General features: G+C 68.8%; 15 protein-coding genes. 6 read left to right on the forward strand and 9 right to left on the reverse strand.

Features of this window, described 5'->3' with window-relative positions; translation table 11 throughout:
• Positions 1-18 precede the first annotated feature (18 nt).
• Positions 19-1,509, forward strand: a complete 1,491-nt coding sequence (locus NCO8_RS03950; protein WP_067636338.1) for a carboxylesterase/lipase family protein — start codon at positions 19-21, stop codon at positions 1,507-1,509.
• Positions 1,510-1,598: 89 nt separating this feature from the next.
• Here the strand turns inward: NCO8_RS03950 and pspM are convergent, their stop codons facing one another.
• The 5 genes from pspM to pgsA form a co-directional block, all read right to left on the reverse strand.
• Positions 1,599-2,465, reverse strand: a complete 867-nt coding sequence (pspM, locus tag NCO8_RS03955; RefSeq protein ID WP_067636340.1) for a phage shock envelope stress response protein PspM — start codon at positions 2,463-2,465, stop codon at positions 1,599-1,601.
• A gap of 137 nt (positions 2,466-2,602) precedes the next feature.
• The gene (locus NCO8_RS03960; RefSeq protein WP_067636342.1) at positions 2,603-3,424 is read right to left on the reverse strand and encodes a PspA/IM30 family protein; all 822 of its coding nucleotides are present in this window, start codon (positions 3,422-3,424) and stop codon (positions 2,603-2,605) included.
• Between the two features lie 183 nt (positions 3,425-3,607).
• Positions 3,608-4,033 carry a helix-turn-helix domain-containing protein gene (locus NCO8_RS03965; RefSeq protein WP_067636703.1) on the reverse strand — a complete coding sequence of 142 codons (426 nt, stop codon included), beginning with the start codon at positions 4,031-4,033 and terminating at the stop codon, positions 3,608-3,610.
• 92 nt (positions 4,034-4,125) lie between these two features.
• Positions 4,126-4,635, reverse strand: coding sequence for a CinA family protein (locus NCO8_RS03970; protein ID WP_067492976.1), 510 nt, complete (start codon positions 4,633-4,635; stop codon positions 4,126-4,128).
• The gene (gene pgsA, locus NCO8_RS03975) at positions 4,632-5,270 is read right to left on the reverse strand and encodes a CDP-diacylglycerol--glycerol-3-phosphate 3-phosphatidyltransferase (protein ID WP_084456479.1); all 639 of its coding nucleotides are present in this window, start codon (positions 5,268-5,270) and stop codon (positions 4,632-4,634) included. Before pgsA ends, NCO8_RS03970 begins: the two co-directional genes overlap by 4 nt.
• A 257-nt stretch (positions 5,271-5,527) precedes the next feature.
• Between pgsA and NCO8_RS03980 the strand changes: the two genes are divergently transcribed.
• Together NCO8_RS03980 and NCO8_RS03985 are read left to right on the forward strand one after the other, a co-directional pair.
• Positions 5,528-6,094 carry an amino-acid N-acetyltransferase gene (locus NCO8_RS03980; RefSeq protein ID WP_084456481.1) on the forward strand — a complete coding sequence of 189 codons (567 nt, stop codon included), beginning with the start codon at positions 5,528-5,530 and terminating at the stop codon, positions 6,092-6,094.
• Between the two features lie 27 nt (positions 6,095-6,121).
• Positions 6,122-6,406: a YciI family protein gene (locus tag NCO8_RS03985; RefSeq protein ID WP_067492717.1), complete on the forward strand. Its 285-nt coding sequence runs from the start codon at positions 6,122-6,124 to the stop codon at positions 6,404-6,406.
• 54 nt (positions 6,407-6,460) lie between these two features.
• Here the strand turns inward: NCO8_RS03985 and NCO8_RS03990 are convergent, their stop codons facing one another.
• Positions 6,461-7,438 carry a TerC family protein gene (locus NCO8_RS03990; RefSeq protein WP_067636346.1) on the reverse strand — a complete coding sequence of 326 codons (978 nt, stop codon included), beginning with the start codon at positions 7,436-7,438 and terminating at the stop codon, positions 6,461-6,463.
• A 415-nt stretch (positions 7,439-7,853) separates the two neighbouring features.
• Positions 7,854-10,391: a DNA translocase FtsK gene (locus NCO8_RS03995; RefSeq protein ID WP_067636348.1), complete on the reverse strand. Its 2,538-nt coding sequence runs from the start codon at positions 10,389-10,391 to the stop codon at positions 7,854-7,856.
• A gap of 293 nt (positions 10,392-10,684) precedes the next feature.
• Here NCO8_RS03995 and NCO8_RS04000 point away from each other — a divergent pair, with 293 nt between their 5' ends.
• On the forward strand, positions 10,685-11,068 hold the full coding sequence (locus NCO8_RS04000; protein WP_067492712.1) for a DUF4189 domain-containing protein: 384 nt from the start codon (positions 10,685-10,687) through the stop codon (positions 11,066-11,068).
• Positions 11,069-11,102: 34 nt separating this feature from the next.
• Positions 11,103-11,651: a WKL family lipoprotein gene (locus NCO8_RS04005; RefSeq protein ID WP_067636350.1), complete on the forward strand. Its 549-nt coding sequence runs from the start codon at positions 11,103-11,105 to the stop codon at positions 11,649-11,651.
• A 57-nt stretch (positions 11,652-11,708) separates the two neighbouring features.
• On the opposite strand, the gene NCO8_RS04010 is transcribed toward NCO8_RS04005, so the two are convergent.
• Both NCO8_RS04010 and dapA read right to left on the reverse strand, forming a co-directional pair.
• Positions 11,709-13,784: a ribonuclease J gene (locus NCO8_RS04010; RefSeq protein ID WP_067636352.1), complete on the reverse strand. Its 2,076-nt coding sequence runs from the start codon at positions 13,782-13,784 to the stop codon at positions 11,709-11,711.
• The gene (dapA, locus tag NCO8_RS04015) at positions 13,781-14,689 is read right to left on the reverse strand and encodes a 4-hydroxy-tetrahydrodipicolinate synthase (RefSeq protein ID WP_067636353.1); all 909 of its coding nucleotides are present in this window, start codon (positions 14,687-14,689) and stop codon (positions 13,781-13,783) included. The genes NCO8_RS04010 and dapA overlap by 4 nt, the downstream gene beginning before the upstream one ends.
• Before the next feature lie 114 nt (positions 14,690-14,803).
• Here dapA and NCO8_RS04020 point away from each other — a divergent pair, with 114 nt between their 5' ends.
• Entirely contained in the window at positions 14,804-15,241 is a 438-nt protein-coding gene (locus NCO8_RS04020) for a hypothetical protein (protein WP_067492704.1), read from the forward strand.
• Positions 15,242-15,243 lie beyond the last annotated feature (2 nt).

Here is a 15,243-nt window from a genome sequence, read left to right on the forward strand (position 1 = left end):
CGACTGCGAGGAGGACCGATGGAACCGATCGTCACGATCACCGGCGGCGCGATTCGGGGCACGACCGAAGGCGGCGTCACCCGGTTCCTCGGTGTGCCGTACGCGGCGGCGCCGGTGGGCGCGCGACGGTTCCGGTTGCCCGAACCGGTGCAGCGCTGGGAGGGGGTGCGCGAGGCGACGAGGATGGGCCCGACGTGCGCGCAGTCGCCGTATCCCGCGCCGATCCACGCCCTGATCGGCAGCGACGGCATCCCCGGCGACGACTACCTCAATGTGAACGTCTGGACACCCGAGGTGGGCGGGGCGGGCCTGCCGGTGCTGATGTGGATTCATGGCGGCGCGTTCGTGCGCGGGTCCAACGCACGCCGGATCTACGACGGCACCGCGTTCGCGCGCGACGGTGTGGTCCTGGTGTCGATCAACTACCGCCTGGGGATCTCCGGGTTCGCGGTGCTCGACGGCGTACCGTCGAATCGTGGTCTGCACGACCAGCTCTGCGCGCTGCGCTGGGTGCGGGACAACATCGCCGCGTTCGGTGGCGACCCGGACAATGTGACGATCTTCGGGGAGTCCGCGGGCGGTATGAGCGTGGCCGCGCTGATGGCGGCGCCGCAGTCGGCGGGACTGTTCCGCCGGGCGATCGTGCAGAGCGGCAACGGCTCCGTCGCCGCCGAGGCCGACGACGCGCGCCTGGTTTCGGCCGCGCTGGCCGAACACCTCGGAATCAACCCCACCGCGGCGGATTTCGGTGCACTCGGTCCGGCCGACTTGTGCTCGGCGCAGAACGCCGTCGCGCTCGCGCTGATGACCGACCCCGACCCACAGCGGTGGGGCCCCTCGGTGGTCGAGCGTGGCCTCGGCATCATGAGCCTGTTCCCGGTGGTCGACGGGGATGTCGTCGAGGGCACCCCCACCGAGGTACTCGCGGCCAACCCGCAGCGCCGGGTTCCGCTCGTCGCGGGCACCACCGCCGACGAATTCCGCTTCTTCACGGTGCCCACCGGGATCACCGCGGGCGTCGATGCCGACAGCTTGCCGTTCGTGCTGGCCCGCTACGGCATCGATCCGTCGGTGGCACAGACCTATTCGCGGCAACGCCCCGATGCCGCACCGGCCGAGATCTTCAACGCGATCCTCACCGACTGGTGTTTCCGTTCGGGCACCATGGACCTCGCCGAAACCAATGCCGCCACCGCGGCGACCTACGTCTACGAGTTCGCTTGGCCCACAGCACTGCCCGGCCTCGGCGCCTGCCATGTGCTGGAAGTCCCGTTCGTCTTCGACGCCGTGGACAACGCCCACACCCTCACCGGGCCGACCCCGCCGCAGCCGCTGGCCGACGAAATCCACGCAGCCTGGGTCTCTTTCGCCACACATGGCAGCACGGGCTGGTCGGCGTTCACTCCGGCAGAGAAGAACGTCCGCATCTTCGACCACCCCGCGTCGTCCACGGTGGACAATCCGCGCGCCGAGGAGCTAGCCGCCCTCCGTCAGGCGATTCGCTCCTGAGAACCGGACTGCTCGGCAGGTCTGTCGAGTCGGACCGCCCGACCCGGGATACCCGCTGCGCGAGTAGGGGATCCGTGCGGGCGAGATCTTCAGCGGGGAAGATCGGGCGACGACAAGCCGGGTCCGTCGGCCATCTCGGTGAGGGCATGGGCCCAGCCGTCGAGGCGGTCGGCGGCTTCACGCAGATCGGCCACGATGCCGTTGAACTGGTAGGCCACCACGGTGTCCTCCGGGACGGCCAGGATGCGAGCAGCCGCCGCGACGAGCTGTTCGTATTCGACGACGCCGGTTTCCAGGCGCGCGAGCACGGCGGTGACCGTGGTCTTCAATGCCGACACCGTCTCCGGGTTCGCCCGGCCGACCGTGTCGACGGCCTGTTCCATGGCGACCATGTCGGCGGCCAGGGCGTGCAGCGCGGCCGCCCCGGAGCTCGCGGTGGCGAGCAGGTCGCGCAATTCGTCCTCGGGTAACCGCCGGGTGCGCGCGATCTGGGCGCCCAGCCCGTGCAACGCGCGTTCAGCCCGGATCAATCGCTGAATCGGCGCGCGGGCCGCCGAGCGCAGTCCCGGCGACTTGCGCGGCACGAACGTCGCCTGCGGCAACGGCTGATGGCGGGTCTGCAGATAGCGGCGCGCGTTCACCGCGGCGCCGGTCACGAAAGCCACTGCGCCGCCGCCGATGACGACCACCGCCCACGCCGGCGCCGACACCACGGCCAGCCCCACCGCGCCGACCGTCGTGATCCCCGAAGCCGTACCCAGCTGGAAACTACGCCTGCGCATCCGGCGGCGACGCCGCAACTCACGCTCGCGGGGGTCGGCCCAGCGCCGCACCGCGACGAGGGCCTGCTCGCCCACTCCGCGCAGTGTCGCCGGAACCCCGCCGTTCATCGTCGACTGCACAACTGCCATCGGATCGGCGACCTCGATCCGGTCGCGCCGCGTTCTCCCGCTCATCGTGATCCTTCCACCTCCCCAGAGTGCCACGCGGGTACGACAACCTCACCCTGAACAGGGCCGGGCCGCCGGTCGGCGTTCGACGCCCGCGACGGGCGCGAGTATCGAGCGTCGGCCGACGGCCCGAGGTGGCGTGACTACTGCTGAGCCGCCTGGCCACCCTTGTTGATCTGCGGCGCCGCGGGCTGCTGCGTGGCCGGGTCGATGGCCGCACTGTTCCCGGTGGGCAGGGCATCGCCGCGCATGGAGGCACGGATCTGCTCGAGCTTGCTGTGCCCGGCCATCTGGATGCTGGCCTGCTGCACCTCCATCATCCGGCCCTGCACCGAGTTCTGGGCCAGCTCAGCCGAACCGAGGGCGTTGGCGTAGCGGCGTTCGATTTTGTCGCGCACGGCGTCGAGGCTGGGGGTGGAACCGGGCGCGGACAGGGTGGAGTCCATCTGCTGCAGCGAGGCCGAGACCTGCTCCTGCATCTTGGCCTGCTCGAGCTGGCTGAGCAGCTTGGTGCGCTCGGCGACCTTCTGCTGCAGCATCATCGCGTTCTGCTCGACTGCCTTCTTGGCCTGTGCGGCGGCCTGCAGGGACTGATCGTGCAGCACCTTGAGGTCTTCCACCGACTGCTCGGCGGTGACCAGCTGGGCGGCGAACGCCTCGGCGGCGTTGGTGTACTGGATCGCCTTCTCGGTGTCGCCCGCGGCCTGTGCCTGGTCGGCGAGGGTGACGGCCTGCCGGGCGTTGGCGTTGAGCTTTTCGACCTCGTCGAGCTGGCGGTTCAGCTTCATCTCCAGCTGACGCTGGTTGCCGATCACCGACGCCGCCTGCTGCGACAGCGCCTGATGCTGACGCTGCGCCTCCTCGATCGCCTGCTGGATCTGGACCTTCGGATCCGCATGCTCTTCGATCTTGGAGTCGAAAAGGGCCATCATGTACTTCCAGGCCTTCACGAACGGATTAGCCATCGATTGATCCCGCCTCCATCTGTGCGTCGCTCGTGCGACTGGTGGTGCGCGACCGTCACGCACCAGATATGTGCTTATCCTTCACCATGCGGCACCCGGACCGATATGACCGGCCCACTCGACGCCTGATGAGAATCTATCCGCTCTCACCAGTAGTGCGCAGCGTCACGCGGGTTCGCCGCGTCACATCCCTTTCACCAATACCAGCATCTCGGCCCGCGGGGCCGGGATGACGATGCGGGTGTCCTCGGCGATCCCGATGCGCGCGTCCACGTCGGCCTGCGCGCTCGCGGTGGCCGACGGCTCGGCGGGCACCGGTTCGGCGACGGGTTCGGCCATGGGCTCGGTGAGCGCGGGTTCGCGGGGCGCGGAGCCGTCGGCTCCGGCCATGATGGTGCTCACGTCCCACAGCACCCGCGACAACGGCACGTCGAGTGCCTCGCAGATGGCGGCGAGCAGTTCACTGGAGGCTTCCTTGCGGCCGCGCTCCACTTCCGACAGATAGCCGAGGCTCACGCGCGCCGAGGTCGACACCTCGCGCAGCGTCCGATGCTGGGCCAGACGCGCACGCCGCAGACTGTCCCCGATTGCCTCCCGCAGCAGCGTCATCTCGTTCTCCTCCACCTCGGGTCACCGCCTCGGGCGGTGCTCACCTCTTTCTGGCACAACGTCGAGCAGCGGCCGGGGGTTCCCGGACGCGGCTAGTCCGTCGTCACATCGCCGTACCCACCGACACAGCGCAATAACTCCCCGATCGCGTTGTGCACCGCACCGATCCTGATGTTCCACCGGTCACCGTGCAGTTTCAACCGGCTCACCGCGCTGTGATCGGGTCCGGCTACTCCGAGGTATACCGTGCCGACCGGATGCCCGTCCTGGGAATCGGGTCCAGCGACCCCGGTGAGACCGATCCCCCAGTCCGCCGCGCAGCGTTCGCGCGCGCCCACGGCGAGCTGTTCGGCGGTGGACGCCGCGACCGCGCCCTCGACGCGCAGCACCTCCTCGTCCACCCCCGCGAGCCGGTGCTTGAGGTCGGTGGCGTAGACGACGAGCCCGCCGCGCAGCACCGCACTCGCGCCGGGCACCCCGGCGATAGTCGCGGCGAGCAGCCCCGCGGTGAGCGATTCGGCGGTGGCGACGGTCTGACCCGCGGCCGTGAGTGCCGCGACCAGCTCGGCGGCCGGCGCACCGGCGACCAGGGGGTCGCTCACGCGCGCGACTCGTTGCGCGCGCGACCACCCGCCACCCATACCCGCGCGGCCTGGCCGACGTAGTCGAGGCCGGTGATCACGGTGAGCGCCACGGCCAGGTACATCAGCACCATGCCCGCGGCGGCGAACGCACCGGACAGCGGCAGCACCAGCAGGGCGATGGCCACCGATTGCACGAGTGTCTTGAGTTTGCCGCCGCGCCCGGCCGGGATCACCCCGCGCCGCACCACGACCAGCCGCAGCAGGGTGATGCCGAGTTCGCGGCCGCAGATGACCAGGGTGATCCACCAGGGCAGATCGCCGAGGATCGAGAGCCCGATCAGGGCGGCGCCGATCAGGGCCTTGTCGGCGATGGGGTCGGCGAGCTTGCCGAAATCGGTGACGAGACCGTATTTGCGGGCCAGTTGCCCGTCGAAGCGGTCGGTGATGGCGGCGAGGCCGAAGACGGCCGCCGCGATCACGCGCCACCGGGTGTCGTGCCCGCCGTCAGCGAACAGCGCGAGCACGAACAGCGGCACCAGGACGATGCGCGCCACCGTCAGCACATTCGCGATATTGACCACCGGGACCTGATGTTCCGGCACCCCCGGTAGCCGAGCCGCCCCGCGTTCGATCTCCTCGGGTCGCACGCTCATGCTGCGTCTTCTCGGCATGGTCGGGCGCCCTCCGTGGTCACGCACGCTTCCGCCGCCAGGCGCTGACCTCTCATGCCCCCGCCCTCTCGGCACTCACCGGCACTGCGCCGAATATCGGGTGTGTCGCGCGATGTTTGCTCACGCGTGCAGTGCCGTATTCCCCGGTCGCCGGGCCCGGCGCGATGCGATGAGCGGAACGACAGGATGTGCGGCACATGTTCAGACTATCGGTAACCGGGCCGACTACTGTGCACCCCATGACTTCACGGGGACCAGCAGGTGGTCCGACCAGCGACGCGCACCCGTCCGCGCCTACCGTGGCGCCAGTTCGAGACGTCACCGTGCGACGAGCGCGAACCTCGGATGTCCCCGAGATCAAACGTCTGGTCGACGAGTACGCCGGCCGGATCCTGCTGGAGAAGAACCTGGTCACGCTGTACGAGTCGGTGCAGGAGTTCTGGGTTGCCGAGGTCGAGGGCCGGGTCGTGGGGTGCGGCGCGCTGCATGTGTTGTGGGCCGATCTGGGCGAGGTGCGCACGGTCGCGGTCGATCCGGTGGTCAAGGGTCGCGGGGTGGGCGGCGCGGTGGTGCGTCAGCTGGTCGAGGTAGCCCGGGAGCTGCAGTTGCAGCGGGTGTTCGTGCTCACCTTCGAGGTCGACTTCTTCGGCAGGCACGGTTTCGTCGAGATCGACGGCACGCCGGTGACCGCCGAGGTGTACGCGGAGATGTGCCGTTCCTACGACACCGGCGTCGCCGAGTTCCTCGACCTGAGTTTCGTGAAGCCGAACACCCTCGGCAACACCCGCATGCTGCTCACCCTGTAGATACCCACCGCGAGAAAGTTGATCGACGTGCCGATCTTCGCCGTCCACTACACCTACACCGAGGCCACCGCGGCCGAGCGGACCACCAATCGGCCCGAGCACCGGGGCTGGCTCAACGCCCTGGTCGACGCGGGCACCGTGCTCACCAGCGGCCCGTACGCGGACGGTTCGGGCGCCCTGCTGCTGTTCCGGGCCGAGGACAAGTCCTCGCTCGAGCAACTGCTCACCGAGGACCCGTTCGCGAAGCTCGGCCTGATCGAGGACGTGCGCGTGGTGGAGTGGCTGCCCGTGATGGGCGCGTTCTCCGAATAGCCCGCACACGCGAACAGCCCGGAACCCCAGGGGTTCCGGGCTGTTTCTCGTCGATCAGACAGACGCGCGGCGGGTCTTCAGCAGGCTCGCCACCGTCGCGATCACGAGAATCCCGAGGATCACGCTCAGCGACACCGGCGTGGAGATCTCCGGCACGCTCACGTGCTCGCCGCCGTTGATGAAACCGAGGGTGTTCTCGTGCAGCGCGTGCAGCACCAGCTTCACACCGATGAACGCCAGGATGGCGGCCAGACCGTAGGACAGGTACACCAGCCGGTCCAGCAGCCCACCGATGAGGAAGTACAGCTGTCGCAGGCCCATCAGGGCGAAGGCGTTGGCGGTGAACACCAGGTACGGCTGCTCGGTGAGGCCGTAGATGGCCGGAATCGAGTCGAGGGCGAAGAGCAGGTCGGCGAAACCGATGGCGAGCAGCGCCAGCAGCAGCGGGGTGACCACTCGTTTGCCGTCGATCTTGGTGATCAGCTTGTCGCCGTCGTACTGGTCGGTGGTCGGCAGCACCCGCTTGGCCAGCGCGACGATGCGGCTGTCGCGTTGCTCCTCGTGCTCGGCCTCGTGCCCGCTCTCGCGCAGCAGCTTGATCGCGGTGTAGATCAGGAACGCGCCGAACAGGTAGAACACCCAGCTGAACGCGCTGATCGCGGCCGCGCCGACGGCGATGAACACACCGCGCATCACCAGGGCGAGCACGATGCCGATGAGCAGCACCTTCTGCTGGTACATCCGCGGCACCGCGAAGGTGGTCATGATGATCAGGAAGATGAACAGGTTGTCCACCGAGAGCGCCTTCTCGGTGACGAAACCGGCGTAGTACTCCCCGGCGAAGGTGCCGCCCCATTTCCAGGCGACGTACCCGCCGAACAGCAGGGCGAGGCCGATGTAGACGGCCGACCAGATGCCCGATTCCTTGAAGGTCGGTTCGTGCGGCGTGCGCACGTGGGCGAAGAAGTCGAAGACGAACAGTCCGAGGATCACCAAGCCGGTGATCACCCATTCGAGCGTGGTCACATCCATGAAGTGGTCCGATCGATGAGGTTCATGCCGTCCATCATGTCCAATATGTCCGTTTCAGCCAACTTTGCGGATCGATTGCCCGCCATGATTCCACACACAGCCGTGCGAACCCGTCCGCGCCGGTAGCCGAGCCGAAAACCCGTTTCGCCTCGTCACGGCCGCTGCTACCGTCGACACATCGACCACCCACCGGCACCGCGAGAGGAGTCAGCCGTGACCGCCGAGTACGACCATTTCGCCGCGATGCCACGGCTGTCCGCGGATGCCGCAGGACCGCAGCGCGTGTCACGCGCCGACATCGGCAGCTGACCCGAACCCGCCACCGGCCGCTGTCCGCGATCGGCACCCCGCGCCCCGGTCCCTCCTCGTTCGTCGCCGCTCGCTGACGGCACGGTCAGAGCAAACCAGTAGTGCGCTATTCGCCGTCCCCGGAATCCGCCGGATCACCGCCACGGATCGACCACAGCAGACCATCGAGTTCGTCGGGCTTCACCAGCACGTCACGTGCCTTGGAGCCCTCGCTCGGACCGACGACGCCTCGGGTCTCCATGAGGTCCATCAGCCTGCCCGCCTTCGCGAACCCGACACGCAGTTTGCGCTGCAGCATGGAGGTGGAGCCGAACTGTGAGGTGACGACCAGTTCCACCGCCTGTAGCAACACGTCCATGTCGTCGCCGATATCGGGGTCGACGTCCTTGGTCTCGCCCGCCTTGGCGGCGGTGACGCCCTCCTGGTACTCCGGTTCGGCCTGGGTCTTGCTGTACTCGACGACCGCCTGGATCTCCTCGTCGGAGATGAACGCGCCCTGCAGACGCGTCGGCTTACCGGCGCCCATCGGCAGGAACAGGCCGTCGCCCATGCCGATCAGCTTCTCCGCGCCCGGCTGATCGAGGATGACGCGCGAGTCGGTGAGCGAGGAGGTCGCGAACGCCAGCCGTGAGGGCACGTTGGTCTTGATCAGGCCGGTCACCACGTCGACCGAGGGCCGCTGGGTGGCCAGCACCAGGTGGATGCCCGCCGCACGCGCCTTCTGGGTGATCCGCACGATCGCGTCCTCGACGTCCCGCGGGGCGGTCATCATCAGGTCGGCAAGCTCGTCGACGATGGCGAGGATGTACGGGTAGGGCCGGTAGACCCGTTCGCTGCCGAGCGGAGCGGTGATCTTGCCCGAACGCACGTTCTTGTTGAAGTCGTCGATGTGGCGGACCTTGTTGGCCTGCATGTCCTGGTAGCGCTGTTCCATCTCCTCCACCAGCCAGGCCAGCGCGGCGGCGGCCTTCTTGGGCTGGGTGATGATGGGCGTGATCAGGTGCGGAATGCCCTCGTAGGGCGTGAGTTCCACCATCTTCGGGTCGATCAGGATCATCCTGACCTCTTCGGGGGTGGCCCGGTGCAGCAAGGAGATCAGCATCGAGTTGACGAAGCTGGACTTACCCGAACCGGTGGAACCCGCCACCAGCAGGTGCGGCATCTTGGCCAGGTTCGCCGAGACGAACTCGCCCTCGATGTTCTTGCCGAGGCCGATCACCAGCGGATGGTGGTCGTTGCGGGTGTGCGGCGATTTGAGCACGTCGGCCAGGCGGACCAGTTCGCGGTCGGCATTGGGCACCTCGATACCCACCGCCGACTTGCCCGGGATGGGTGCGAGCAGGCGCACGTTCTCCGTCGCGACGGCATAGGCGAGGTTGCGGGCCAGGGCGGTGATCTTCTCGACCTTCACGCCGGGGCCGAGCTCCACCTCGTACCGGGTGACGGTCGGCCCGCGCACGAATCCGGTGACCGCGGCGTCGATCTTGAACTGCACCAGGACCTCGGTGATCGCCTCGATCATCGATTCGTTGGCGGCCGAACGCTTCTTGGGCGGGTCGCCGTCGAGCAGCAGGCTCAGCGGCGGCAGCGAGTAGTCGCCGTCGACCACGCGGTCGGTGACGAACTCCGGTTCCGGTGGTGGTGGCGGCGTCTGGTCGACGGGTGCGGGAGCCGGGCGCTTGCGGGCCGGTTTCGGCGCTGGGGCGGGCGGCTCGTCGACGATGGGTTTGGCATCGCGCAGCGGCGGCTCGCCCAGCGACTCGGTGACCGCGTCGGATCCGGCGAAATCGTCGGCCGCCGAAGCGGCGCCGCGGCGGGACCGGTTGCGGTGCACCGGGAATCCGTCGGCGTCGTAGTTGGCCGGGTCGTAAGGGTCGCTGTCGTCGGCGTATTCGCCGAGGCCGAAGTATTCGCGCAATCGCGACGGCACCTCGCGCACCGTGGTCCCCGTGAGCAACAGCACACCGAATACCATGGCCAGCAACAGGATCGGCATCGCCAGCCACGGGGTGAGCCCTTGGCCGAGCGGGCCGCCGATGGCGTAGCCGAGCGCGCCCGCGGCACGCGAACGTCCGTGCGCGTCGGTGGGTGACCCGGCCGCCAGATGCCAGATGCCGAGCGCGGGCAGGATCACCAGCAGTCCGCCGAGCACCAGCCGTGGCCGGATCTCCGGATGCGGTTCGGTGCGCATCAGCACCACCGCGATCGCCACGAACAGCAGCGGCGCCACCGCGGCCGCCGACCCGGCGATCGCGCGCACGATGTCCTCGAGGAAACGCCCCACCGGGCCACCGGCCGACAACCACACCGCGGCGGCGATGATCACGCTCAACGCGATCAGCGCCAAGCCGATTCCGTCGCGACGATGCCCGTGCTCGAGTTCGCCCGCACGGCTCAGCGTGCGGGTGGTGGCGCCGACGCCGCGCGCCAGCATCGTCCAGCCGCTGGTGACGCCCCGGCCGATGACGGCCAGCGGTGCGGTGTTCGAGGCGCGTTTGACGGGTCTACGGGCGGGAGTGGTTCGCCCACGCGCGGCCGACGACGCTCGCGGTGTCGTCGAACGAGACCGCGCCGACGGCGTCTGCCCCCTGCTCGATCCCGCCCGCGCACGAGAGGTCGTGGTGCTGCGGGACTTACCTGCCATGACGATCAGGCTAGCCGCTCGCACACCATCGAGACCATCCGCAACACTGGTCCCACCGGTGATGTGACCGCCGATACGCGCCGGACCCGCAGGTCGCGGGCCCGCCGGTCAACGCGCGGAAATCCCGGATCGAGGGCGTTTCGCGGCCCGTCGCTTACCGAATCCTTGCCGTTTTCCAGCATTTCGGCCGATCTGGGCGGCCAGCGGTGGCGCGGGCAGCGCACCGCTCGGTACTTTGACTGCGCTCTATCGGGTCGTCGACCCATGCGTATGAAGGGGAACAAGTGAAGAGAATGCTCACCAGCGCGGCCGTGCTGGGTGCCACCGTCGCGACCATGTTCGCGGGGCACATCGCACCGGCCCAGGCGCAGTCGGGCTACTACGGCGCCATCGCGGCGTCGGTCAAATCGGGGGTGTACGGGTACGCGACCGACTACGGCAGCTACGCCGACGCCGAAGCGGGCGCCATGGCCGCCTGCCGGCGCGGCGGTGGCGGCGGCGGTTGCGACGTGAAGGTCTCCTATCGAAACGGCTGCGGAGCCATCGCGATCTCGCGTGGCTGGTGGAGCTACGGCTCGGCCTCGACCATCGGTGGCGCCAAACGCGAAGCGCTGAACCGCAATCCGGGCAATGCCTCGATCAAGCACTGGAACTGCACCAGCGGTTACCAGCTCTAGCCCGACCGTTTCGACCACCATCATGGGAGTTGTAGTGAACAACCGACCGATCAAGACCGCCGCCGTCCTCGTCGCGCTCGTCGCGTCGCTGGGGCTGAGCGCGTGCGGTTCTTCGGACACCGAGTCGAGCAGCGCGGGCGCCACCACGACCGCGGCCGCCTTCGAGTCCGGTACGGCCAAGCAGGACAAGGAGGAAGGCGGCGACGTCGCCGAGACCACCCCGCCGAACCTGCCCAAGCCGACCGTCGAGGAACTCAACGCGCGGCTCACCAAGGCGATGAGCGGCCAGCTCACCGCCGACGAGAAGAAGACCTACATCGAGGACGCCGATCAGGACCCGATGCTGGTCGACAAGTTCGTCGATGCCGCGAAGAAGAACAACGTGAAGGTCTCCATCACCAACGTGGGTGAGCCCGCCGACGGCAAGCTCAAGGCCGACGCCGATGTCACCATCGACGGCCAGCCCGTGCAGGACGCCTTCATCGACTTCGTCGCCGAGGACGAGTCTTGGAAGGTGTCGCACACCTTCGCCTGCAACATCGTGAAGTCGGCCAAGCTCGACTCCGCGGCCTGCCAGGCCTGAGAAACGACGAAACCGCCGGGCGACAACGTCACCCGGCGGTTTTCGTGTTCCGTGAGGTCAGACGCCGATGACCGTCGGCACGATCATCGGGCGGCGACGGTAGGTGTCGGCGACCCAGCGGCCGACGACCCGGCGCACGCCCTGGGCGATGCGGTGGGTGTCGGTGATGCCCTCGCCCGCCAGGCGGAGCAGCTCCGCCTCGACCAGCTCGTTCGCGCCGTCGAGGGCGGTGGGGTCGTCGGAGAAGCCACGCCCGTTGATCTCGGGGGTGCTCACCGCCTTGCCGGTGGTGGCGTCGATGACGATCGCGATCGAGATGAAGCCACCCTCGCCGAGGACCAGGCGGTCCGACAGCGTCGACTCGCCGACGTCACCGACGGAGAGTCCGTCGACGTAGACGTGCCCGACCGGGACCCGGCCGACGATGGAGGCGATGCCGTCGACCAGGTCGACCACGACGCCGTCCTCGGCGAGCACGACCCGCTCCTCCGGCACACCGGTGGCCACCGCGAGCGCGGCGTTGGCGCGCAGGTGCCGCCATTCGCCGTGCACCGGCATGGCGTTGGTCGGCCGCACCGCGTTGTACAGGTACAGCAGCTCACCGGCCGAGGCGTGCCCGGAGACGTGCACCTTGGCGCTCTGCTGGGTGATGACGGTGGCGCCGAGCCGGGCCAGTCCGTTGACCACGGCGAACACCGAGTTCTCGTTGCCGGGGATCAGCGAGGACGCGAGCACGATCAGGTCGTCGGCGCGGATGTTGATCTGGCGGTGGTCGCCGCGGGCCATCCGCGCCAGCGCCGAGAGGGGTTCACCCTGGGAACCGGTCGAGATCAGCACCAGGCGGTTGCCGGGCAGGTTCGCCGCCTGATCCATTTCGACCACGACATTGTCGGGCACCGACAGGTAACCGAGATCCTGGGCGATCTGCATGTTGCGGACCATCGAGCGGCCGACGAAACACACCTTGCGGTTGTGCTTCTGGGCCACGTCGACCACCTGCTGGATGCGGTGCACGTGGCTGGCGAACGACGCGACGATCACCCGGTTGCGGGCCTTGCCGATCACATTGTCGAGCACTCCGCCGATCTCGCGTTCGGGGGTGACGAAGCCGGGGACCTCGGCGTTGGTCGAGTCGACCAGGAACAGGTCGACGCCCTCGTCGCCGAGGCGGGAGAAACCGGCCAGGTCCGTGAGGCGGCCGTCGAGCGGCAGCTGGTCGAGCTTGATGTCGCCGGTGTGCAGCACCACGCCCGCCGGGGTGCGGATGGCCACGGCCAGCGCGTCGGGGATGGAGTGGTTGACCGCGAAGTACTCGAGCTCGAACGGCCCGTGCACGGTGGTCTCGCCCTCGGCGACCTCGCGCAGCCGCGGCTGCAGGCGGTGCTCACGCGCCTTGGCCGCGACCAGGGCGAGGGTGAACTTGGCGCCGATCACCGGGATGTCGGGGCGCATCCGCAGCAGGAACGGCACCGCGCCGATGTGGTCCTCGTGACCGTGCGTGAGCACGATCGCCTCGATGTCGTCCATCCGGTCCTCGATGGGCCGGAAGTCGGGCAGGATCAGGTCGACGCCGGGCTGCTGGTCCTCGGGGAACAGCACACCGCAGTCGACGATCAGCAACTTGCCGTTGTATTCGAAAACGGTCATGTTGCGGCCGATTTCGCCGATGCCGCCGAGCGCGAACACGCGCAGCCCGTTCTTGGGCAGCTTGGGCGGCAGACCCAGTTTGTCTTGAGCCGCCTTCTCGCGCGGCTCGGCCTGCGCGTCACCGCGACCCCGGCCACCCTGCCTGCCCCGGCCACCGCCGCCACCGCGACGGTTCGGCTGCTGGGCGGCGGCCTGCTCGGCGGGCTTGGCCTTGGCGCGACGCGACGCCGCCTTCTTCGCTGGGGCGCGGTCCTGCGCGATCTCGAGCGCCTCGGGAACCGACTCGGCCTCGGCCGTCAGTTCCGCCTCGGCGACGATCTCGGCGACCGGCTCGACCGCGGCGGGTGCGGCAACGGGCTGCTCGGCCGCGGGCGGCGCGGCGACCGGCTGGGTCTCGCGCACGGTTTCGGCCGGGGTGGGTTCCGGCGCGCCCGCGGGACGCGACGCGGCCCGGCGGCGGGGCTTACGACCAGTGGGTTCGGTCACGCGGTCACCCCCGCGGCTTGCAGATCCAGCGCCAGCTCGTCGAGCTGAGCCGGCGTCGGCATCAGTTGGGGCAACCGTGGTTCACCCACGTCGATCCCGAGCAATTGAAGTCCTCCCTTACACATCGCCACACCTCCCAGGCGGGTCATGGCCGCGTACAGCGGCAGCAGTGTCGCGTTGAGCTCCCTGGCCCGAGCCACCTCACCGGCCGTGTAGGCCTGGTGGATCTCGCGCAGGCGTTCGGGCACCAGATGCCCGATCACACTGATGAATCCGACAGCACCCACCGAGAGCCAGGGCAGATTGAGCCCGTCGTCACCGGAGTAGAACGCCAGTCCGGTGCTCGAGATGAGATCGGCACCGGAGACGAGGTCGCCCTTGGCGTCCTTCACGGCGACGATGTTCGGATGCTCGGACAGATATCGGATCGTGTCGATGGCGATCGGCACCACCGACCGCGGTGGAATGTCGTAGAGCGTCACCGGCAGCGACGTGGCGTCGGCGACCGCGGTGAAGTGCGCGATCAGCCCCTCCTGCGTCGGCCGGGAGTAATAGGGGGTCACCACGAGCAGGCCGTGCGCGCCCGCGTTCTCGGCGGCGCGCGAGAGCTCGATGGAGTGCGCGGTGTCGTAGGTTCCGGCACCGGCCACGATGGTGGCCCGGTCGCCGACGGCGTCGACGACGGCACGCAGCAGGTCGACCTTCTCCGATTCGGTGGTGGTCGGCGACTCGCCGGTGGTGCCCGAGACGACGAGCAGATCGACGCCGCGATCGACCAGGCGAGCGGCGAGTGCCACCCCGGCGTCCACGTCGAGCTTGCCCGCAGCGCTGAAGGGGGTCACCATCGCGACACCTACCGTGCCGGATGCGTGCAGCTCCGTGGGCGTCGATTCACCGTTCGTCATGGTCAGAAAGGCTACCCGGTCGGCTCGAGAGCCTCGACACCCTAGCGGCCGAAGTCGCGGCCGGTAGGGGTCGCCTTCCTTGCGTGATGTCATATGTGACGTCATGCTGATGTCATGGATCTGAACGCTCACACCGCGCGGCTGCGCGAGGAACTGCTCGCCGCCGCGGCTCTCGGCGACGAGAAAACGCAGGCCACCGCCGCCGCACTGGCCGCAGCGGTGGAGAGTTCGCACCGGCTGGTGCTGCTGTCGGCGCTGTCGGAACTGGCCGCCGAGATCAGTACCGAGCTCGGTGACCGCACCGTGCACGTGCGTCTCGACGGCACCGACGTCGTGGCCGACGTGCGCAAGAACACGTCCGGCGACGATGCCGAACCCCCGACCTTCGAGGAGATGACCGGTGACATCAGCCGCGTCACCCTGCGTCTGGTCGAACAGCTCAAGTCCCGCGCCGAGGAAGCCGCCCAGCAGAACGGGCAGTCACTGAACTCGTGGCTCTCGGGTGCGGTCACCGGCGCGTTGCGCGATCAGATGCGCGGGCAGAAGTGGTGACG

Origin of the sequence: Nocardia coubleae NBRC 108252 (assembly GCF_001612805.1) — a bacterium.
GTDB lineage: Bacteria > Actinomycetota > Actinomycetes > Mycobacteriales > Mycobacteriaceae > Nocardia > Nocardia coubleae.

Bases quoted from the DNA above. Each gene is read 5' to 3' on its own strand.
- NCO8_RS03980 (WP_084456481.1), top strand. From the start codon at position 5,528: ATGACTTCACGGGGACCAGCAGGTGGTCCGACCAGCGACGCGCACCCG.
- NCO8_RS03960 (WP_067636342.1), bottom strand. From the start codon at position 3,424: ATGGCTAATCCGTTCGTGAAGGCCTGGAAGTACATGATGGCCCTTTTC.
- pspM (WP_067636340.1), bottom strand. From the start codon at position 2,465: ATGAGCGGGAGAACGCGGCGCGACCGGATCGAGGTCGCCGATCCGATG.
- NCO8_RS04000 (WP_067492712.1), top strand. From the start codon at position 10,685: ATGCTCACCAGCGCGGCCGTGCTGGGTGCCACCGTCGCGACCATGTTC.
- NCO8_RS04020 (WP_067492704.1), top strand. From the start codon at position 14,804: ATGGATCTGAACGCTCACACCGCGCGGCTGCGCGAGGAACTGCTCGCC.
- NCO8_RS03990 (WP_067636346.1), bottom strand. From the start codon at position 7,438: ATGGATGTGACCACGCTCGAATGGGTGATCACCGGCTTGGTGATCCTC.
- NCO8_RS03995 (WP_067636348.1), bottom strand. From the start codon at position 10,391: ATGGCAGGTAAGTCCCGCAGCACCACGACCTCTCGTGCGCGGGCGGGA.
- NCO8_RS03950 (WP_067636338.1), top strand. From the start codon at position 19: ATGGAACCGATCGTCACGATCACCGGCGGCGCGATTCGGGGCACGACC.
- NCO8_RS03965 (WP_067636703.1), bottom strand. From the start codon at position 4,033: ATGACGCTGCTGCGGGAGGCAATCGGGGACAGTCTGCGGCGTGCGCGT.
- pgsA (WP_084456479.1), bottom strand. From the start codon at position 5,270: ATGAGCGTGCGACCCGAGGAGATCGAACGCGGGGCGGCTCGGCTACCG.
- dapA (WP_067636353.1), bottom strand. From the start codon at position 14,689: ATGACGAACGGTGAATCGACGCCCACGGAGCTGCACGCATCCGGCACG.